This window comes from Bacteroidota bacterium (genome assembly GCA_016713765.1).
Classification (GTDB): domain Bacteria; phylum Bacteroidota; class Bacteroidia; order AKYH767-A; family 2013-40CM-41-45; genus Pollutiaquabacter; species Pollutiaquabacter aromativorans.
On record JADJON010000003.1, the window covers coordinates 636,656 to 657,541 of the forward strand.

Here is a 20,886-nt window from a genome sequence, read left to right on the forward strand (position 1 = left end):
GTGCGAAGTTAATAGGTTGTGTTTTGCATTCGGGAATCGGAAAGAATTTCCCGGTAAAATCCTTAGTGCTTGAAGTGGCGGATACCCGTCATGACCATGGCCATCTCATGCGCCTCGCAGTAGTCGACCGACTCCTGGTCTTTAATGGAACCGCCGGGCTGTACAACCGAACGAATGCCGGCCTCACAAGCGATCTGAACACAGTCGGGGAACGGGAAGAACGCGTCGCTGGCCATCACCGCGCCATCAAGTGAAAAACCGAAGTGACGAGCCTTGGCAATGGCCTGCTGCAAAGCGTCTACGCGCGATGTCTGACCAGTGCCACTGGCCAGTAACTGGCGGTCTTTGGCCAAGACAATCGTATTCGATTTGGTGTGTTTGACCACTTTGTTCGCGAACACCAGGTCACGTAATTCAGCAGCCGTCGGCACTTTGCGGGTCATCGGCTTCATTTGTTCGGCCGTTTCGGTCGAAACATCGCGATCCTGCTCCGCAACCCCGTTCAGGATGGTCCGGAACTGCCGGGGCGGAAGAGAAAACTGCTTCTGTATCAATATGATACGATTCTTTTTTTGCTTCAGGATCTCCAGTGCTCCGGCATTGTAGGCCGGCGCGATGCAAACTTCGAAGAAGAGGTCGTGCATGGCCTGGGCGACGGGTTCGGTCACTTCCCGGTTACACACAAGAATGCCGCCGAACGCGGAAACAGGATCACCGGCTAATGCTGCTTTCCAGGCATCCAGCAGGAGGTCCCGACTGGCAACCCCGCAGGCATTGTTGTGCTTGAGAATGGCGAACGTCGGTTCGTCAAACTCCGCGATCAGGGCTACGGCCGCATCGATATCGAGCAGGTTATTGTAAGAGATCTCTTTACCATGCACCTGGTCGAAGAACGCATCGAAACTGCCGAAGAAGCGTGCCTGCTGATGAGGATTCTCCCCGTAGCGAAGTCCGCGCGATTCGAGGATGCTTTGCGCGAAAGCGGGAACTGCCGCGGTACGGTTGAAATACTGAAAGATGGCCGTATCGTAATGCGAGGACGTCAGGAAAGCTTGTGCCGCAAAGCGCTTCCGGTCATCCAGCGAGCTGCGACCGGAGCTGTGTTCGAGGATCTTCAACAGATCCGTGTATTGTTCACGGGAAGAAACGATCAGCACATCGTTGAAGTTCTTAGCACCAGCCCGGATCAGGGAGATCCCACCGATGTCTATTTTTTCGATGATGTCGGACTCCCCTGCTCCGGACGTAACAGTCTGTTCGAACGGATACAAATCAACGATCACGAGGTCGATATCCGGAATGGCATATTCGGCTACCTCCGCGACATCGTTTTCGTGGCCGCGACGGCTCAGGATACCGCCAAAAACCTTCGGATGAAGGGTCTTGACCCGGCCGCCAAGGATCGAGGGATAATTGGTCAATTGCTCCACTGGAACGACCGGAATGCCCATTTTTTCAATAAAATCCTGGGTTCCGCCGGTGCTGTAGAGGGTTACACCCAACTCATGCAACCTGCGAACGATCGGTTCGAGGCCGTCTTTGTGATAGACTGAGATCAGGGCGCTACCGATCTTTTTTTCGCTGGACATGAAGGGTGTTTTTGGCTGGGGCAAAGGTAGAAAATTCGGGCCCTGCCCTTTCCGGAATTCAACTGCATCCACGACGTTAATTTGCGTTAAGTATCCATCGGCCGAAGTTGCGCTGCTTACATTTGCCTCAATGTCGCGCTTCCGCATTTTCTTACGCCTTTTCAGGGAAAGTTTCCTCTTCGCCTTCGAAGCTTTGCGCGTCAATAAACTACGTACCCTCCTTTCGTTACTGGGCATCACCATTGGCATTTTTGCCATCATCTCGGTTTTCACCGTCACGGATGCCCTCGAGCGGAAGATCCGTTCCGATGTGGAATCACTCGGCGACAATGTCATTTACATCCAGAAATGGCCCTGGGTGCCGGAGGGCGGAGAAGAATACCCCTGGTGGAAATACATGAACCGACCCTTGCCCGGTTACAAGGAAATGACCGAGGTAGGTAGAAAGGCCGAGTCGGCAGGAATCCTGGCGTATGTCGCTACGCTCGGCGGACAGGTGATCAAATACAAAAGTTCATCGGTCGAAAACGCTACCGTACTGGCGGTATCACACGATTACGACCTGATCAAGAGCATGGAATTGACCGCCGGACGCTACTTCACGGAGTCCGAATCCGCCGGCGGTCGCCCCCTGGCCCTCCTGGGTTCCAGTGTTGCTGATGCGCTCTTCCCGAACGGCGACGCGGTAGGAAAGGAAATTTCGGTGAGAGGATACAAGTTCGCTGTGATCGGCACGATTGAAAAGGAAGGTTCGAGCATGGTGGACAACTCGAACGACAACAACGTCATCATCCCCGTCAATTACGCGCGCAACATCATCAACCTGCGATCCGACCAGATCGATCCGTTCATCATGGTCAAAGCGCGTGAACAGGTCCCGACGCAGGAAATGAAAGAAGACCTGCGCGGCGCGATGCGCTCCATCCGACGTATTCACCCGAAGGAGGAAGACGATTTCGCCTTGAATGAGACGAGCCTGCTTACCAACAGCCTCCAATCACTCTTCTCCACCCTCGGACTTGCGGGATGGATCATCGGAGGATTCTCGATTCTAGTAGGCGGCTTCGGTATCGCCAACATCATGTTCGTTTCGGTGAAGGAACGGACCCACATCATCGGTATCCAAAAATCGCTGGGTTCGAAAAATTACTTCATCCTCCTGCAATTTCTGATTGAAGCGGTGGTGCTCTGCATCTTCGGCGGATTGATCGGCCTGCTGCTGGTCTATGGCCTGACCTCCGTAGCCAGCAGCATGACCGGTTTCGACCTTTCGCTGACAGCCGCCAATGTTTTCATGGGACTGATCATCTCCGCGACGATCGGTATCATCAGCGGTTTCGTTCCTGCCCATCAGGCTTCTCGGATGAATCCGGTCGACGCGATCCGGGCTAACTGATCAGGGTTTTCAACAGCTGTGGTGACAAATTCACCCGCAAAGGGCGCGGTTTTAAAGGGGCTCCGGGACTTGTTTTTCCTAAGTTTGTGCTCCACGCTATGCCCAATTTCGCAGGAATACCTCACTTGCCTCATTTCAAGTCCATCGCACACGGACTGTTCTTTCTCCTTCTCGCGACACTGATCATCACTACCGGTTGCGGCTCCGATCGGGAAGGGGATGAGATCGGCGCTCTGCAACAGACCGAATACCCGGAGACGTATGACGTCCGGAAAAATGAGTTTTACCAGATCCCGGGTGCCCGCGGACCGGAAGACAAATCCGTCCTGGCCGAACGTGTTCCCACCCGCTGGCAGAAATACTCCGGAGGCGCCGATAGTCGCCTCTGCGTCCTCCTGACCGACACGGCTTCCTCCTGGCTCGGTGTCGCGCATGGCCTGAAATCGTTCGGCATCCCGTTCAGCATCACCACCGACTACCGCGTCGCGCTGCAACATAAGGTCGTTATGGCGTACCCGGTGATCTCCGGAGCGGCACTGGCACCGGATGCTTTGCAGGCACTAGCCGCCTATCCGCGCAGTGGCGGCACCTTGATCGGCATCCAGGTTCTCGGAGCCTTGAACGAAGTGTTCGGATTCAAAGAGCCGGTTCCCTCCCGCCAGCATTTCGAAGTCAACATCGTCAACGACAGTTCCGCCATTACAGGAGAATTCACCGACCCGAAGGAGTTGCGCATTTCCCTCGGCAACAAAGAGCGTTTCAAGGAAACCATCGGTACGTACAGCTATAGCGGCAACCAATTGCCCGCACTCGCGGTGTACGAAGACAAGTCCGCCGCCGTCTCCTACAAATTGTATGAAGGCGGGGCCGCGTATGCCTTCGGATTCGACATCGGTTATTTCATTCTAAAGGGACACAACAACCGGCACGAAGATTTCCATCACAACGTCGTCAACGAGTTCGAACCTTCGATCGATGTGATCATGCGCATGATCCGGAACATCTACCTCTCCGGCAACCCGGATGCCGCCTGGATTCCCACGGTACCGTACTTCAAGAATCTCTCCGTTGTCATCACGCACAACGTCAACTTCGGAAAAGCGCTGGATGAATCCGTCGAGTACGCCCGCAAGGAGCGTGAAGCCGGCATGCTCTCGACCTACTTCATCCAGACCAAATACATCAACGACCGCAGTCCGTTCATCCTTTCCAAGGACGAAGACCTCACCCACCTCAAACAGATCCATGCCGTTGGTCATGACCTGCAGAGCAATTCCGTGATCGGCTCGCCCTTGTTCGATCAGTTCGAACAGGGAACCGGCGACGAGACCTACCCGGATTACAAGCCTTACGTCATGGCCTGGGACAAAACGTACCACGGTACGATCTTCGGCGAAATGCGTGTCAGCCGTTACCTCATCGATCGCATCGTGCCGGGCAACCAGACGCTGGCATTCCGCAATTCCTACCTCTACACGCCCTTCACCTACCCACAAAGCCTGCTCGCAACTGGTTACCGCTTCAGTTCATCGGTCGCGGCGAATGCGCACCTGACCCATCTCCCCTTCCAGTTGAATTACAACCGAGAGTTCGACTCCGAACTGGAAGCGTTTGAATTCCCGGTTACGGACGACGATGAACTCCCGCCCTACAACATCACACGGGCGCAATCCGCCATCCGGCTGGCGAAGAAAATCGCCCGCTACGGCGGTTGCTTTATCGGACAGGTTCACCCGAACGCACTCGGCTGGAAAGTCCAGAAAGCGTTCTACGATGATCTGAAAGACGAAGCCTGGTTTGGTACACTTCGGGATTTCGGTCTGTGGTGGACTGCCCGCAATGAAGTCAGCATCGACATCACGCGCGAAGGCGCTCAACGGGTTGTTACAGTCAATGTGCCCAAACGGATGGAAGGCCTCGCGATCATGCTACCGATCCGCTCCACACCGGTAGCGGTCACTGGCGGCGGAAAATACTCCGTCGACGGCAAGCTGATCATCTTCGAATTGGCGGAAGGCACCATTCGGATCACCCTGAATAACTAAGCTGGTTTACTGTTCCGGATACGCGAGGATTTCGCGCAACACCGCGTTGGCATCGTCGACGCCCGGTACCGACTGAATCGTGATGGACAATTTGTCCTTCTCTTCTTTCAAGCGGCAACGGTTCGGATGCTTTTGCACATACCGGATCATGCGCATGAAAGCGATGGATTGGTAAAAAGGTGACTGCTGGTTGGTCACGAAGTTGCCGAAGAAGCGGCTGTTCTTCAATTGAATCTTCTCGAACCCAAGCTCCTCCGCGAGCCAGCGCAAACGGATCGTGTTAAGTAATTCGCTCGCCGGCTTGGGCAAGGGACCAAACCGGTCGCGCAATTGCGCCTCATAGGCAACCAATTGCTCTTCACCGACCAGGCTGTCGATCTCTTTATACAACTGCAAACGCTCGGTCACGCTGTTCACATAGTCGGACGGCAACCGGATCTCCAGGTCAGTATCGATCTGGCAGTCCTGTACGAACTTCCGCTTCTCTTTGATCTCCTCCGAGAACAGGTCGGAAAATTCCGTTTCCTTCAACTCCTGAATCGCCTCGTCAAGGATCTTGTGGTACATCTCATAACCGATCTCGGAGATGAACCCGCTTTGTTCTCCGCCCAGCATATTGCCCGCACCCCGGATATCGAGGTCGCGCATCGCGATGTTGAATCCGGAACCAAGGTCCGAGAACTCCTCGATGGCTTTCAGTCGCTGACGCGCCTCGGAAGTCAGGACCGTAGCCGGCGGAGCAAGCAGGTAGCAGAATGCCTTCTTGTTCGATCGGCCTACACGTCCACGCATCTGGTGCAGATCGCTCAGACCGAAATGGTGCGCCTGGTTGATGATGATCGTGTTCGCATTCGGAATATCGAGACCCGATTCGATGATCGTGGTAGAAACCAATACATCCAATTCCCCTTCGATGAAGGAGAGGAGTACTTCTTCCAACTGCTCTCCACTCAACTGGCCATGCCCTACTCCAACCCGGACATCCGGGACGAGTTTCCGGATCATTTCAGCCAGATCATAGATGTCGCTCACCCGGTTGTGGACAAAGAATACCTGCCCGCCGCGGGATAATTCGAAGTTGATCGCTTCCCGGATGATCTCGTCCTTGAAGGTGTGCAACTCCGTGGTCACCGGATAACGGTTTGGCGGCGGTGTATTGATAATGCTGAGGTCACGCGCACCCATGAGCGAGAATTGCAGCGTCCGGGGAATGGGCGTAGCCGTAAGCGTCAGCGTATCGACATTCACCCGCATCGCCTTCAGCTTCTCCTTGCTCGCGACACCGAACTTTTGCTCCTCGTCGATCACCATCAGCCCGAGGTCGCGGAACTTCACGTCCTTGCTCAACAGGCGATGGGTCCCGATGATGATGTCGATCTTGCCTTGTACAAGATGCTCAAGAGTTTCCTTTTGTTTGGCGGCACTTTTGAATCGGTTGATATAATCGACGGTCACTGGGAAATCCTTCAGCCGTTCCCGGAACGTATTGTAGTGTTGCAGCGCGAGGATTGTCGTTGGCACGAGCACGGCCACTTGTTTCCCGTCCGTCACTGCCTTGAAGGCCGCGCGCAACGCGACTTCCGTCTTCCCGAATCCGACGTCTCCGCAGATCAGCCGGTCCATCGGATAGGGACGCTCCATGTCTTTCTTTACATCGCGCGTCGACTTCACCTGATCAGGCGTATCCTCGTAAATGAAACTGGCCTCCAATTCGTTCTGTAGATACGTATCCGGTTGAAAAGCGAATCCTTTGGTCGCGCGACGCTTCGCATACAACTGGATCAGGTCCTTGGCAATGTCCTTGACCTTCTTCTTCGTCTTCTGCTTCAGCGTGCTCCAGGCGGTGCTGCCGAGTTTGTGTAACGAGGGCGTAGTCCCTTCTTTACCGGTATACTTGGCGATCCGGTGGAGGGAATGAATGCTGACGTAGAGGATGTCGTTGTCCTTGTACACCAACCGCACCGCCTCCTGCGGCTTGCCATTCACCAGGATGGTCTCCAGGCCGGCGAAACGGCCGATGCCATGATCGATATGCGTAACGAAGTCGCCGGGTTTCAGCGCATAGAGTTCCTTTAACGTGATCGCCTCGCTCCGGCTGTAATTCTTCCGCATCCGGAAGCGGTGGTACCGGTCGAAGATCTGGTGATCGGTATAACAGGCGAGGTTCAGGTCCTCATCGATGAATCCTTCGTGTAACGAGAGTAAGAGGGATGTGAACTCCACATGCCCTTTGATACCGTGCTTCTTCTCGAGGTCTTCGAAGATGGCGTAAAGGCGCTCGATCTGACGGGCGGAATCCGCAAACAACACGTTCGTCAGTCCTTTCCGCTTGTTCTCCTGAAGGTTGGCGATCAACAGGTTGAAGTTCTTATTGAACGAAGGTTGCGGGTGCAGCTTGAACTTCCAGGCATGGTCTTCCGGAAAACGGAATCGCTTCCCGAACTCCACCGTCGTGAACTTCGCCCAACGCTCTTCCTGCTCCGGGGCCGGCTCGAAGACCAGATCCAGTTGCTCCGGCTCATAGGTCTTCTCTGCCGCCACCAACTGTTTGACCTTGCTCAGGCCTGTTTCCAGTGCAGACAAGGCCGCGCCCGCGTCGCGGAACCAGACGGCGGTATTGCCAGAAATGAACTCGAAGAACGAGGATCGGCTCTCTTCCAGCAACTTCGTCTGAACATTCGGCATGATCATGACGTGATGCATGGCCTGCACCGACAACTGGCTCTCCGGGTCGAACGTCCGGATACTTTCCACTTCATCACCGAAGAACTCTACCCGATAGGGCAGTTCGTTGGCAAAGAGAGAATATCCACGATTCCGCCGCGTACGGAAAATTCGCCCGCCTGCGCAACGAAATCGACACTTTCAAAGCCATGGTGTAATAGGAACTCTGTGATGAAATCGGTGGAGATCTTCTCCCCCACACGTAACTCAATGCTGTTTTGTTCCAGGTTGCGTTTGGTGACAACCCGCTCCGCAATCGCTTCCGGATAGGTCACGACCAAGGTCCGGCTTCCGCGGTTGATGCGGCTGAGGACTTCCGCACGCAACAGAATGTTACCATTGTCCGGATCGTCGAGTTGGAAGGATTTCTTGTAGGATGCCGGAAAGAACAACAAGGCTTCTTGTCCCAACAATTGCTCCAGATCATTCAGGAAATACGAAGCATCTTCCCGGTCATTCAGTACGAACAACATCGGGACTTCGGTCGATCCGGCAACGGCTGCTGCAACGACTGCATCGGCTGATCCCAACAAGCCGTGTAAATGAAGATGAACGCGCTCAGGCTGACCCAGGCGCGCACTCAGAGAAACGACGGAAGGCCGGGAGCGGTAGGCGCCCAGCAATTCTTCAACGGTCACAGGCAATGTGCCGGCTTGAAATACCGGCGCTGCGAAGGTCGGAATTGGAACGCAATCGCCCTAACAGGAAACGCCTTAACTGGCGGTAACCGGCGAGTAGCGCGACATGTACTCCTCTGCCATCGTCACCATGTCTGCGCTGCCGATGAAAAGCGGCGTGCGCTGGTGCAGGGAAGTTGGCTGAACGTCGAGGATACGGCGGAAGCCGTCGGAAGCCTTTCCACCGGCCTGCTCGATGATGAAAGCCAATGGATTGCATTCGTAAAGCAGACGGAGTTTGCCTTTCGGCGATTTGTGCGTGGACGGGTAAATGAAAACGCCGCCTTTCAACAGGTTGCGGTGAAAATCAGCCACCAGCGATCCGATGTACCGACTGGAGTACGGCCGCTCGGTCGCCGAATCGATCTCCTGGCAATACTTGATGTACTTCTTAACACCGTCGGGGAAATGCGCGTAGTTGCCTTCGTTGATCGAATAGATCTTGCCTGATTTCGGGCACTTCATGTCAGGGTGCGAGAGGCAAAATTCCCCAATACTGGGATCCAACGTGAAGCCGTTGACACCCTTACCGGTCGTGTAGACCAACATGGTTGATGATCCGTAGATGATATAGCCGGCGGCGACCTGCTCGGTTCCCGCTGCAGGTAATCGGTCTCCTCCACGATCCCGCCGAAGGAGGTACGGCGATAGATCGAGAAGATCGTACCGATCGAAACGTTCACGTCGATGTTGGATGAACCATCAAGCGGATCGACGCACACCACATACTTCGCGTTCTTGGACACTTCCGAATCGATGTTGATCAAGCCTTCGTTCTCTTCGGACGCCACAGCGCAGGTTTCACCGCCTGCACTCAAAGCCGAGATGAACTGCTCGTTGGCAAAAACGTCCAGTTTCTTCACTTCTTCCCCCTGCACATTCATGGTTCCGAATTCACCCAGGATGTCCACCAGGCCGGCCTTGTTCACTTCCCGGTTCACCACCTTGGCTGCAATACCGATATCGCGCAGCAAGCGGGAAAGCTCCCCTTTGGCATACGGAAAATCGGATTGGCGTTCGATAATGAACTGACCGAGCGTGGTGACGAGTCTTTTCATAAGGGCTTTTTCAATGCGGGCTCAAATATCGGAAAAACGGAGGAACATGAAGGAAGACAAAAATCAGGTCAATCGTTGATATTTCGTCAGTCAAAAGCCGCGCTCATTGCGCCGACTCCTTACTTTTGAAGGCTTATGCAAACTTCCTATCCCCGGGAAAAAGTGCGCGTTCTGCTCCTGGAAGGCGTACACCCCTCCGCGGTCCGCATGTTCCGCGATCACGGTTACAGCCAGGTTGAATCCGTGACCGGCGCTCTCAGCGAAAGCGAGTTGTGTAAAATGGTCAAGGACGTTCATTTGTTGGGCATCCGTTCCAAAACCCAACTCACCAAAAAGGTCCTGGAATCCGCTGATCGCCTTTTGGCAGTTGGTGCTTTTTGTATCGGGACCAACCAGATCGATCTTCCAACCGCTACCGGACTTGGTATCGCGGTATTCAACTCCCCGTTCTCCAACACCCGGTCCGTAGCGGAACTGGTGATCGCTCATTGTATCAGCCTCCTGCGCCGCGTCCCGGAAAAAGCGAAGCCGCGCATAAAGGCGAATGGCTGAAGTCGCACGAGAATTGCTTCGAAGTGCGCGGAAAGACGCTCGGAATTGTCGGCTATGGCCACATCGGCTCCCAGGTATCAGTCCTTGCGGAAGGCATGGGCATGCAGGTCATCTTTTACGATGTGGAACCTAAACTCAGCCTGGGCAACGCGCAGTCCGTCCGATCCCTCGACGACCTCTTGCGAAAATCGGATATCGTGACCCTTCATGTTCCGGGAGGTGCGGGCACCAAAAACCTGCTGAACGCGGCTCGTTTCGCCAAAATGAAAAAAGGCGCGACCCTGATCAACTACAGTCGGGGTGATGTCATCGATCTTGAAGCCCTGGCGAAAGCAATTCGCAACGGACACATCCTCGGCGCTGCAGTAGATGTGTTTCCCTATGAACCCAAGAACAACAAGGAAGCGTTTGAAACGCCATTGCAGGGTTTACCGAACGTGATCCTTACTCCCCACATCGGCGGATCAACGCACGAAGCCCAGGCCAGCATCGGCCTGGACGTCGCCGGCAAACTGGTACAGTACCTCGAAACCGGTACCAGCGTCGGATCCTTGAGCGTTCCACCCTTGACTCTTCCGGTACAACAGGACACGCACCGCATCCTCCACATCCACGCCAACCGGCCCGGTGTCCTCGGCGAAATCAACAGCAAGCTCTCCAAATTGAACGTCAACATCCTCGGGCAATACCTGCAAACCAACGAACGTATCGGCTATGTAGTAACCGATATGGACAAACGCACATCGTCCAAGGCATTGGAAGCGCTGAAGAAAGTCAAGCATACCATTCGCGTCCGCAACCTGTATTGATGGCGAACTTGCAACCATTTATCATCCGTCCGGCGCGTGCAGCGGATGTACCCGCGATGTTCGCGCTGGTAAAGGAACTGGCACTCTTCGAAAAAGCGCCAGAACAGGTTACCAATTCCGAAGCGGACATGCTCCGCGACGGATTTGGGGAACAACCCGTGTTCCGCTCATTGGTTGCTGAATGCGAGGGCCAGGTCGTGGGGCTGGCCATCTTCTTCGTAAAGTACTCCACCTGGAAGGGTAAAGGCCTCTACCTCGATGACCTCATCGTTACAGAAACGTACCGCGGCCGCGGCATTGGACTGGCACTGCTCAAGGCCTACCTCGAAGAAGCCCGACGCTCCGGTGCCCGCCAGGTGCACTGGCAAGTCCTCGACTGGAACCAACCCGCGATCGACCTCTACAAGAAAATGGGCGCAAGTTTGGAAGCGGAATGGTTGGATTGCAAGATGAATGTTGGTGAATAGTGAATAGTGAACAGTGAACAGTGAACAGTAAACAGTAAACAGTAAATAGTAAATAGTAAATAGTAAATAGCGAATAGCGAATAGCGAATAGCGAATAGCGAATAGCGAATAGCGAAAAATAAACTGTAAACAGTGAATAGTGAATTTTAGCTGCCGAAGCTTTAGCGTAGGCAGGATGGAATAGTGAAAAATAGTGCGACCGACTGCTTTCGCAAGGGTTATGGAAAAATTATTTGCAAATTTTATCCTATGTAATAGTTAGAACTTCACCTGACAGACAGGGTTGGTTAAAAGTTATTTCCGGTCTGACGGATTTTTAAGGATCCGTCGCCCGGAATAACTTTTAACCGGTTGCTAATTTATCGAGCATTTTACTTTGCGCCAAGGGTATGCTGTCCAGGAATGTCTCCATTGGTGTTTTACCAAAGCAGTATTTTCCGGTGTGTGTCCTTTCACAGTTGTACTCTTCTATCCACTGATCCAGATCCTTCTGTAATTCCTCCAGCGATCCAAAGACCTTTTTTCGGAAGGCAACCGCATAAAACTCGTTCTGGATTGTCCGATGGAAGCGTTCGCAGATGCCGTTGGTTTGAGGATGCCGGGCCTTGGTACGGCTATGATCGATATCCTCCAGTGTCAGATAAAGACTGTACTCATGACTCTCCCGCTTGCCGTTGTACTCTGTACCCCGGTCTGTGAGTACCCGAAGCAGCGGCAAGCCATGCTCCTCAAAGAACGGTAGCACCTTGTCGTTGAGCATATCGGCTGCCGTCAAGGCGTTCTTACGGTCATACAATTTGGCAAAGGCTACTTTGCTGTAGGTGTCGATGAAGGTCTGCTGGTAAATCCGGCCTACACCCTTGATATTGCCCACATAATACGTGTCCTGGGCTCCAAGGTAACCGGGGTGCTCGGTTTCAATCTCGCCAATGGCTTCCTGCTGTTCCCGTTTCTTTTCCATGGCAACCAGTTGCGCTTCGGTGAGAATCAGTCCGTCTTGGGCCACTTTCGCCTCCAAAGCGCTCAAGCGCTTGGCAAAGGTCTCCAGATCATGCCGCATCCAGATATACCGTACCCCGGCCGGTGAAACAGAAATCCCCTTCTTACGCAACTCGTTCGATGCACGAAGCTGACCGTAGGCCGGATAGTCTGTGGCCATCTGTACGATGGCGTTCTCCCAGGCTATATCCATCCGATTGGCCAGTATCGGCTTCTTCCGACTGATCTCTTGCAGAGCCGTCTCCCCCACCGGTATCGTACAACTCTTTGATCCGATAGAAACTATCCCGTGAATAGCCCATCACTTTGCACGCCTGGGATACATTACCCAATTGTTCGGCTAACTTCAACAAGCCTAACTTGGTTTTGATTAACTTAGCTTCTGTATTCATTGTCTGACAGTTTAGGGGTTATTGTTATGTTTCGTATCCTAAAGATAACCCTTATCTGTCAGATTAAATACTAACTAGTACATATCCTATTTACTGTTCACTGTTTACTGTTAACTAAAATCGAATAATCAATCCCCATGCTCGTCTTCAAATTCGGTGGTGCTTCAGTCAAGGATGCGGATGCGGTGCGCAATGTGGCCGCGATTCTTGCCGAGTATAAGCGTGAACAACTGGTCGTCGTAGTTTCGGCCATGGGAAAAACGACCAACGCGCTGGAGGCGGTCGTTGACGCGTACATGAATCGCTCCTCCGATCTCGCCGACAAACTGCAGGTGGTTCGCGAATTCCACGAACAAATACTGGACGGCCTCGGATTCGAAGCCAATCATCCGGTTCGGACCGAGATCAACAATGTGTTCGTGGAGATCGACTGGGTATTGGAAGAAGAACCCAGTCGGGGATACGGCTATAGCTACGACCAGATTGTCGCGCAAGGCGAACTGCTTTCCACCCGCATCGTGAGCGCTTACCTCGAAAAAGCCGGCTATGCCAACACCTGGCTCGACGCGCGCGACGTCATCCAGACCGACAACAACTACCGCGAGGCAAAAGTGAACTGGGACACCACCACCAAACTGGTCCGCTGGCGGATCCCGGAACTGATGAAAAAGCATAACATCATCATCACCCAGGGCTTTATCGGTGCCACCTCTGAAAACTTCACGACCACATTGGGCCGGGAAGGTTCCGATTATTCAGCCGCGATCTTTTCCTTCTGCCTCGACGCGCAGGAAATGACCGTTTGGAAGGACGTTCCCGGCGTCCTCAGCGCCGACCCTAAGTTCTACGACGACGCCGTCAAGCTCGAACAGATCAGCTACCACGACGCGATCGAACTGACCTACTATGGCGCAACGGTCATCCATCCCAAAACGATCAAACCGCTCGAGAACAAAGGCATCCCGATGCGGGTACGCTCGTTCAAAGCGCCCCAGGAGAAAGGAACGAGCATCGGCAACTACCAGGCGACCAAACCCCTGGTACCCTGCTTTATCTTCAAAACAGATCAGATCCTGCTCTCCATTTCTGCGAAGGACTTCTCCTTCATTGCCGAGGACAACCTCAGCCGGATCTTCTCACTCTTCGCCGAACACCGCGCCAAGGTGAACCTGATGCAGAATTCCGCCATCAGCTTCTCCATCTGTCTCGACAACGATCCGCACAAAGTCCCCACGCTACTCGAAGCCCTGGGCCGGGATTTCCGTGTACTCTACAACGACCAACTGAAACTGGTTACTGTCCGCCATTACTATCCGTCCACCATCGAACAACTGACCAAAGGAAAAACGATCCTGCTCGAACAGCGAAGCCGCCAGACGGCACAGGTGGTGATTCGGGAAACTTACTGATTACTTGATTTTTTCTTTTTCAAAGCGAAATCAACAAAATTTACGGGAGGTAATATAAGTGGCCCTAAACCCGCCTTTACAGCCGTGCTAGCAACGTGCTCCCTGATAAACGGAAAGATAATAGAAGGCGCGTTCACATTTGCGAAATCTGTTGTACTTAACTTAGGTTGACCAATTACATTAAAACTACCTCCAAAAGTACAGGACATTGTGGCAACCTCTTGATCTTCAATTTTAAAACTGACAGAGAAAAATAGTTTACATAGAATTTCCTTTTCATTGATCACTACTGAATAATCGATATTTGGAGTGACACTAAGCTCCTTCTTAAAGTCGATGATCTCATCTCGATCTAATTGTGAACTTAGAAGCCAAATTGCAGTTGGTTGATAACCTGTATTCATATGTTATTTTTTCATGCTGCTAGAGCATAATTTTCGTCAGTAATATCCTCCACACTTCCAATGTCAACATTCGACTTCATGCCAATGTTGAGCCAATTGAAAGTGAATTCGTTGAATGATAAACTCCCCATTGTATGAGACAATAAGAAGTTGCTACACTCTAACACCTTAAATTGAATCTGATTGTCTGTCTTCTTTGGAAAAGCAAATTCATAACCAGGCAAATGATACCAGCTTGGATTATCATATGGTATCCAATCTTTATCACCTGGTATTAATATTGGAAAGTAATTACCCCAATAGAGCTGAATTTCCGAGCTATGCGATTTCCATAGTTTTCTAGAATTAGTAGAAAACACAGGGGAATTCTTATCTATTACACAAATCGAGTGGTTATCAAAATCACTCTCGAACTTAATTACCAGATCATTTAGAATATCCCTAGTAGTTTCATCAAGAATCTGAAACGATGGTTTTACAATCAAAAAATGAACATAAGAACCTTCGTCAAAGAAATAGGCCACCTCTTCTAGCTGAGTCTTATCAACGTTTTCAATTATCCAATCATTAATATACTCTATCGGTTCCATTTTCTAGGAGGTTGTTAGAATGTAATTTAAAAGAATCCTATGCACATCTTTAGCTATAGAATATGCATTGCTACTCTTCTCAATAGTAATCTCAAGATTTTCATAGTCAGCTTGATTCCTGAGAGATTGTAATTCTGAAATTCTGTTTACATCACTTATTATTTCTCTTCTATCTATTGATATTCTCTCAATTGCAATCTTTTTATAATAAGCATGAGTTCCTCCTTTCATTTCCCTACTTCGTATTTCTCGCCACATTTCAGAATCAGACTTACCGACTATTACTTTAACTATGTGTATTAGTAACTGTAAACAACTGTAATATGAACAATGAATAGAAGAGCAATGACTTGGGGGGTCAAATCTTAACGAATTGGCAGCGTTTAAGTTAGCTTTTGCTTTTTCAATTAAAAAACTCATAAAATGAATCAAATTCTTATAAAGTTACACAATAGATACTTATTTCGTTAAGATTTTAACAATATTAACTATATACGCTTCATCACTAATTAATAATATTGATTAGGAAACATTCATTATATCTAATATTTTGATAATCAAACATTTACATATCCTTTCGTGCGATTCAAAACTCCAACCCGCAATGTGCGGCGACAAGACGACCCGGTCGGAGCCGGCCAGGTATTTCCAGGTGTCTGAATCGAGGAATCCCGCTGTCCTGGGATCGAATTTTTCAAAGCTGAGGTCTTCGTATTCCAGCACGTCGAGACAAGCGCCGGTGACTTTGCCTGCTTTCATCGCGGCAACCAGGTCGTCGGTTCGGACGCATTTCCCCCGGGCAGTATTGATCAGGACGATGGACTTCCGGAAACGGTCCAGGAACCCGGCATTCACCATGTATTCGGTATCCGGCGCCAGCGGAACATGCAGGCTCACGATGTCGCAGCTTTCGTATAACTCGAACAGGTCGGACTCCTTCGCATACGGATCGCTGTAGTTCTTGCGGTACTTGTCGTAGGCCAGTACCTCGCAATCGAAACCGACCAGCTTGCGGGCAAACGCTCCACCCATGTTCCCGTATCCGATCAAGCCCACGGTTTTACCGCCCAGCTCCGTACCGCGGTTGGCTTCGCGTTGCCATTCACCGGATCGTACCTGCCGATCGGCCCGGCCCAGATTGTTCAGCAGCATCAACAACATGCCCAACGCGTGTTCACCAACGGCATCCCGATTGCCTTCCGGCGAATTCAGGCAGCGCACACCTTTCGCTTCCGCATACGGCACGTCGATGCTTTCCATGCCCGCGCCGGCACGGGCAATGAACTTGAGCGCGACCGCAGCATCCAACAGCTCCCGGTCGATGCGGATCCGGCTACGGATCACCATGCCGACCGCATCACCACATTGCCGCAACAGCTCTTCTCTGCTCCAGCCACTGGCTTCCACGCAGACGAATCCCGCCCGCTCCAGGCCTTGCCGGAGTGCAGGATGAACCGTATCGATGAAAAGAACCCGCATATCGGATAGCTTACCGCCAAGTTCGGAATAATCCGGCATATGTACCGGCGCGATCAGTTACCGGGAAGCTGTGCCACGGCATTCGTGAGGATTTCAAACTGCTGCCAGCTCAGGGCTTCTGCCCGCAGTTCCAAATAGGGTAACCCGGCCATTTGCTCTTTGGGCACCAGCGATGACAAGGCATTGCGAAGTGTCTTGCGTCGTTGATTGAACGCCGCTTTGATGACCCGCTTGAAGAGTACTTCGTCGCAAGACGGCACCTCGGCATCCTTCCGCTTACACACGATCACCGCGGAACGCACCTTCGGTGGCGGCTGGAACGCTTCCTGCGGCAGTGACAACAACAACTGCACATCGTACCAGGCCTGCATCAGCACGCTGAGAATGCCGTAATCCCGGTTACCAGGACGCGACGCGATCCGTACCGCCACTTCCTCCTGGAACATGCCGACCACTTGCGGAACGCGATCACGAAATTCGAGTACGCGAAACAGGATCTGTGTCGAGATGTTGTACGGAAAATTGCCGATCACGGCGAACTGCCCGGAGAATATCGTAGCGGGATCCCATTGCAGATAATCCGCCTCGACAATCTGTTCCGAGTGTGCGGGGTAATGCTTGCGCAAGAAGGAGATGGACTCCGTATCAATATCCAGGAGGATCGTCCGAAGGTCCTCCCGCTTCAAAAGGTATTTGCTTAAGACACCCGTTCCCGGGCCGATCTCGACAACATCACGATAACCATTCGCGTCCAGCGCGTCAACGATCCGTCCTGCCGCATCCTCGTCGATCAGGAAGTGCTGGCCCAGGTGTTTTTTCGCGCGAACGGGCTGACTCATGTTCAGTCGATCACTTCGAGAAGTGTCCGGAAAGCGACAAATTTATTCGGGTAGCGGCGCAAGGCATCAGCCCGCAACTTCTCCGCGAACTCGCGTTCATACCGCTGGAAGTCCTCCATGCTCGCGCAGGAATATTGAATCGAATAGGTAGTACCGCCGCTTTCCTCCTGACTCATCACACGCAACATCCGGTTTCCGGAAAACAGTCCGGTGGCCAGTACGTCCGGAATATGAACGGACCGCATCCAGTGCAGCCATTCATCGTGCACACTATCGTCGATATTGACAGTCACATTGTAAATGATCATCGCTTCGTTCAATTGACCAGGTCGCCACGCAGGGCACGGTAACGCTTGCGGGCATCCGCCGCGAACAAACTGCCCGGGTAGTTCGTGAGCAGTTCCTGGTAGAGCTCCATGGCTTTGGTGGTGTCCTTCAGTTTGTTCTCATACAATTCGGCCCGGCGGTAAAGGGCATCATCGGCCAACACGCTTTCCGGAAATCGCTGAAGGATCTCCTTATAGAGCGAATCCTCCGCACTCCAGTTCCTGCGTTGGTCTTCGATCTCCGCCATCTTGAACCATGCCTCATCGACCAGTGAATGATCGGGATATTCCTTCAAGAGCGAATCGAGAACGGCCATGGCGTCGTTCTGCTTATTGCGGTATTCCAGCAAGTCGGCGCGCGCGTACAGGTTCAGCGCATCGTACGTTGAATCGAGGCCGATGTTGTCGCTGATCAGCAACGAAAGGGCCAGTGCATCGTTGGCGATAAGTTGCGACGTAGCCGACTGCAGCACATCGAGTTGAGACTGCGCCCAGAGGAAATCGCCCCGGAAATAGTCCAGGCGCGCGCTGCGGAACTTGGCTTCCTGTCCGAGCGGATCGTTCTTGAAATCCTTATCCACCTGCGCATACAGCAGGTCGGAATCCCACACGTTGCCGATGAAAAGCAAGATGTCACCCAACTCCAACTTGCATTCCGCCTGGCTCTGGCGCGAGATCCCCGGCAGATCGATCGCCGCTTCAAGGTCGGATGCCGCTGAATCCGGTTGGTCAAGGTAAAACGCCCGCAGGTGCGCGAGTCCCCGCACGAGCTGCGCTGTACGACCCGTCCGCCCAAGTTCATTCAGGGTCGACAGATAATCGGACTCCAACTGAACCAGCTCCGCACGGGTATAGGTATTACCGCTGGTCAGCTTCCTGTTCCGCGCCTGGAGGAGCTCCATGCGCGCCGGGAGGTACTGGCCATTATCCGGGCCTTTGCTCACAACGTATTCGTAGCATTGAATGGCCGCGTCGTACTGCTGATTGGCCATCGCGAGATTTCCAAGGGTGATCACCCGCGTTCCGTCTTCTCTCAATCGCTTGTCCAACGCTTTTGCCTGGATGAAGGCGGAGCTGAAATCCTTCTGCTGAATGAACAGCCAGATCAGCATTTCCGCATAGACCGGCTGATCGGGATTTTTCTGAATACGACGCAGCAGCGACTGCCGCAAGACGTCCGCTCGTCCGTTCTCGGGATCGTAACCCACCCTGGCCTGCAGGATATTGAGAATATTCTGTTGCATCTGCGGATTGTCCGCAACCGCATCCAGGTACTGATCGATCATCCCCTGGGCATCTCCTTTTTGAAAGAACACCTCCGCGGACTCAAAGAAGAAACCATACTGCTCGCGCAGACTCTTTTGTCCGTACTGGTAGACTTGAAGCGCATAATCCCATTGCTGTCGCTGGGTGAACGCGCTGCCCATCATCATGACATACCCCTGATCGGGTTTAAGAGAGCGAATGGCTTTATCGTACTGACCCTTTGCTTTGTCTCCGGAACCCGCCGCCTCATACACAAACCCGAGATCGACCAGATACTGGGGATTCTCCGGTGACTTGCGCGTCATCTTTTTGACGAGCTTTTCCGCGTCCTCGAAACGCTTCAATGCCAGAAGGGCGCGCAGATATCCGCCGTACGTGAGAAAAGGGTCTTTGTCGAATAACCGGTCATACAACTCGGCAGCTTTCTCGAACTCCGAACTGTTCAGGTACTGCTCCGCCAATTGCCGGTCCGTATTCTGCTGGGCCGTGACAGTACTTGTTCCACCGACGAAAAATACCGCCAGCAAAGTCAGGCAAGCGAGCGAGCGTAACAGTCGTTGGCGGAAGTGAGGGGTCATCAATTGATTCGGTCGAAGCCGGTATAGGCCCGGAGCGCGTCCGGTATGACAACGCCGTCCGGGGTCTGGTTATTTTCCAGCAAGGCAGCGAGGATGCGCGGCAAGGCCAGGGCGCTGCCGTTGAGCGTATGGGCGATCTGGGGCTTGTCCGATCCGCTGCGGAATCGCAGCTTCATTCGGTTAGCCTGGAAGGTCTCGAAGTTGGAAACACTGCTCACTTCCAGCCATTTTTGTTGAGCTGCCGAATAGACTTCAAAGTCGTAGGTCAAAGCGGAAGCAAAACTCATATCGCCTCCACAAAGCCGCAGGATGCGAAACGGCAACTGCAGGGCACGCAACAAACCGGTCACGTGCTTCACCATACCGTCCAGTGTTTCATAAGAACGATCCGGGTGCTCGATCTGCACGATCTCGACCTTATCGAACTGATGTAAACGATTCAGTCCGCGCACGTCTTTTCCATAGCTGCCCGCCTCCCTGCGGAAGCAGGGCGTGTATGCGCACATGCGGATCGGCAACTCTTCCGTCTTTACGATCACATCCCGGTAGATATTCGTGACCGGCACTTCCCGCGGTCGGGATGAGATAGAATTCGTCAAGTCCGACATGATACATCTGCGCATCCTTGTCGGGCAACTGTCCGGTGCCGAATCCGGAATCCTTGTTGACAAGGATCGGCGGCTGCATTTCTTTATAACCCGCTTCCGTTGCCTTGTCGAGGAAATAGTTGATCAGAGCGCGTTGCATGCGTGCGCCTTTCCCTTTATAAACGGGAAATCCCGCTCCCGTCAACTTTACGCCCAATTCAAAATCGATGATGTCGTATTGAGCTGCAAGTTCCCAATGCGGTTTTGCTCCCGCGGGCAATACCGGAATCTCCCCTTCCTGGTGGACTACTTCATTGTCTTCCGGCGTACGTCCCTTCGGAACCTTCTCGGACGGCAGATTCGGCAGCTTGACCAACTCGTCTTGTAAAGCGGATTCCAACTCACCGAGACGACGATCCAGTTCCGCGCTCGTCGCTTTCAACGCAGCGCTCTTGTTCTTCAGATCGTCAGCCTCAGCCTTTTTGCCGGTCTTGTACAATTCGCCGACCTGACGGGCAATGGTATTTTGCTGATTCAGCAGTTGATCAAGTTCGGCTTGAACCTTTCGGCGGTCTTCGTCGAGCTGAAGAATACGATCAACGACGCCTTTCGCATCAAAGTGCTTAACGGCCAGTCGTTCGACTATGAATTCCGGCTTGTCCCGGAGCAAGGGTAGCGATAACATGAGAATACGGAAACC

Annotated in this window: 12 protein-coding genes and 5 pseudogenes; 5 read left to right on the forward strand and 12 right to left on the reverse strand. The window is 52.7% G+C overall.

From position 1 onward, the window contains the following. Positions 1 to 62 precede the first annotated feature (62 nt). A complete protein-coding gene (gene purH / locus IPJ96_13565; GenBank protein ID MBK7911347.1) occupies positions 63 to 1,589 on the reverse strand; it encodes a bifunctional phosphoribosylaminoimidazolecarboxamide formyltransferase/IMP cyclohydrolase in 1,527 nt (508 codons plus the stop codon). A gap of 130 nt (positions 1,590 to 1,719) precedes the next feature. Between purH and IPJ96_13570 the strand changes: the two genes are divergently transcribed. Continuing rightward, positions 1,720 to 2,985, forward strand: coding sequence for an ABC transporter permease (locus tag IPJ96_13570; protein MBK7911348.1), 1,266 nt, complete (start codon positions 1,720 to 1,722; stop codon positions 2,983 to 2,985). A gap of 125 nt (positions 2,986 to 3,110) precedes the next feature. After that, the gene (locus IPJ96_13575) at positions 3,111 to 5,030 is read left to right on the forward strand and encodes a hypothetical protein (protein MBK7911349.1); all 1,920 of its coding nucleotides are present in this window, start codon (positions 3,111 to 3,113) and stop codon (positions 5,028 to 5,030) included. Between the two features lie 6 nt (positions 5,031 to 5,036). Here IPJ96_13575 and mfd read toward each other — a convergent pair. Both mfd and fbp read right to left on the reverse strand, forming a co-directional pair. Further along, a pseudogene (gene mfd / locus IPJ96_13580) lies at positions 5,037 to 8,227 on the reverse strand (transcription-repair coupling factor). A gap of 240 nt (positions 8,228 to 8,467) precedes the next feature. Then, positions 8,468 to 9,489, reverse strand: a pseudogene (fbp, locus tag IPJ96_13585) (class 1 fructose-bisphosphatase). 135 nt (positions 9,490 to 9,624) lie between these two features. Between fbp and serA the strand changes: the two are divergent. Together serA and IPJ96_13595 are read left to right on the forward strand one after the other, a co-directional pair. Further along, positions 9,625 to 10,850 (forward strand): annotated as a pseudogene (gene serA, locus IPJ96_13590) (phosphoglycerate dehydrogenase). Then, positions 10,850 to 11,317, forward strand: coding sequence for a GNAT family N-acetyltransferase (locus IPJ96_13595; protein MBK7911350.1), 468 nt, complete (start codon positions 10,850 to 10,852; stop codon positions 11,315 to 11,317). The pseudogene serA and the gene IPJ96_13595 overlap by 1 nt, the downstream one beginning before the upstream one ends. Positions 11,318 to 11,660: 343 nt before the next feature. Here IPJ96_13595 and IPJ96_13600 read toward each other — a convergent pair. After that, positions 11,661 to 12,708 (reverse strand): annotated as a pseudogene (locus tag IPJ96_13600) (IS481 family transposase). A 137-nt stretch (positions 12,709 to 12,845) separates the two neighbouring features. Between IPJ96_13600 and IPJ96_13605 the strand changes: the two are divergent. After that, positions 12,846 to 14,117, forward strand: coding sequence for an aspartate kinase (locus IPJ96_13605; protein ID MBK7911351.1), 1,272 nt, complete (start codon positions 12,846 to 12,848; stop codon positions 14,115 to 14,117). Here IPJ96_13605 and IPJ96_13610 read toward each other — a convergent pair. The 8 genes and pseudogenes from IPJ96_13610 to serS form a co-directional block, all read right to left on the reverse strand. Then, complete coding sequence (locus IPJ96_13610; protein ID MBK7911352.1) at positions 14,111 to 14,521, reverse strand: protein-export chaperone SecB; 411 nt, start codon at positions 14,519 to 14,521, stop codon at positions 14,111 to 14,113. The genes IPJ96_13605 and IPJ96_13610 overlap by 7 nt on opposite strands. Positions 14,522 to 14,532: 11 nt before the next feature. Next, positions 14,533 to 15,111 (reverse strand): hypothetical protein, encoded by a 579-nt coding sequence (locus IPJ96_13615; protein ID MBK7911353.1) that lies wholly within the window; start codon positions 15,109 to 15,111, stop codon positions 14,533 to 14,535. Between the two features lie 3 nt (positions 15,112 to 15,114). Further along, entirely contained in the window at positions 15,115 to 15,531 is a 417-nt protein-coding gene (locus tag IPJ96_13620; GenBank protein ID MBK7911354.1) for a hypothetical protein, read from the reverse strand. 102 nt (positions 15,532 to 15,633) lie between these two features. Continuing rightward, positions 15,634 to 16,590 carry a hydroxyacid dehydrogenase gene (locus IPJ96_13625; protein ID MBK7911355.1) on the reverse strand — a complete coding sequence of 319 codons (957 nt, stop codon included), beginning with the start codon at positions 16,588 to 16,590 and terminating at the stop codon, positions 15,634 to 15,636. Between the two features lie 53 nt (positions 16,591 to 16,643). Then, complete coding sequence (rsmA, locus tag IPJ96_13630; GenBank protein ID MBK7911356.1) at positions 16,644 to 17,429, reverse strand: ribosomal RNA small subunit methyltransferase A; 786 nt, start codon at positions 17,427 to 17,429, stop codon at positions 16,644 to 16,646. A gap of 2 nt (positions 17,430 to 17,431) precedes the next feature. Continuing rightward, positions 17,432 to 17,737, reverse strand: coding sequence for a DUF4286 family protein (locus IPJ96_13635; protein ID MBK7911357.1), 306 nt, complete (start codon positions 17,735 to 17,737; stop codon positions 17,432 to 17,434). An 8-nt stretch (positions 17,738 to 17,745) separates the two neighbouring features. After that, entirely contained in the window at positions 17,746 to 19,599 is a 1,854-nt protein-coding gene (locus tag IPJ96_13640; GenBank protein MBK7911358.1) for a tetratricopeptide repeat protein, read from the reverse strand. Further along, positions 19,599 to 20,871, reverse strand: a pseudogene (serS, locus tag IPJ96_13645) (serine--tRNA ligase). Before serS ends, IPJ96_13640 begins: the two are co-directional and overlap by 1 nt. Between the last annotated feature and the right edge of the window lie 15 nt (positions 20,872 to 20,886).

Bases quoted from the DNA above. Each gene is read 5' to 3' on its own strand.
- IPJ96_13625 (MBK7911355.1), bottom strand. From the start codon at position 16,590: ATGCGGGTTCTTTTCATCGATACGGTTCATCCTGCACTCCGGCAAGGC.
- rsmA (MBK7911356.1), bottom strand. From the start codon at position 17,429: ATGAGTCAGCCCGTTCGCGCGAAAAAACACCTGGGCCAGCACTTCCTG.
- IPJ96_13605 (MBK7911351.1), top strand. From the start codon at position 12,846: ATGCTCGTCTTCAAATTCGGTGGTGCTTCAGTCAAGGATGCGGATGCG.
- IPJ96_13595 (MBK7911350.1), top strand. From the start codon at position 10,850: ATGGCGAACTTGCAACCATTTATCATCCGTCCGGCGCGTGCAGCGGAT.
- IPJ96_13620 (MBK7911354.1), bottom strand. From the start codon at position 15,531: ATGAGTTTTTTAATTGAAAAAGCAAAAGCTAACTTAAACGCTGCCAAT.
- IPJ96_13635 (MBK7911357.1), bottom strand. From the start codon at position 17,737: ATGATCATTTACAATGTGACTGTCAATATCGACGATAGTGTGCACGAT.
- IPJ96_13640 (MBK7911358.1), bottom strand. From the start codon at position 19,599: ATGACCCCTCACTTCCGCCAACGACTGTTACGCTCGCTCGCTTGCCTG.
- IPJ96_13615 (MBK7911353.1), bottom strand. From the start codon at position 15,111: ATGGAACCGATAGAGTATATTAATGATTGGATAATTGAAAACGTTGAT.
- purH (MBK7911347.1), bottom strand. From the start codon at position 1,589: ATGTCCAGCGAAAAAAAGATCGGTAGCGCCCTGATCTCAGTCTATCAC.
- IPJ96_13570 (MBK7911348.1), top strand. From the start codon at position 1,720: ATGTCGCGCTTCCGCATTTTCTTACGCCTTTTCAGGGAAAGTTTCCTC.
- IPJ96_13610 (MBK7911352.1), bottom strand. From the start codon at position 14,521: ATGAATACAGGTTATCAACCAACTGCAATTTGGCTTCTAAGTTCACAA.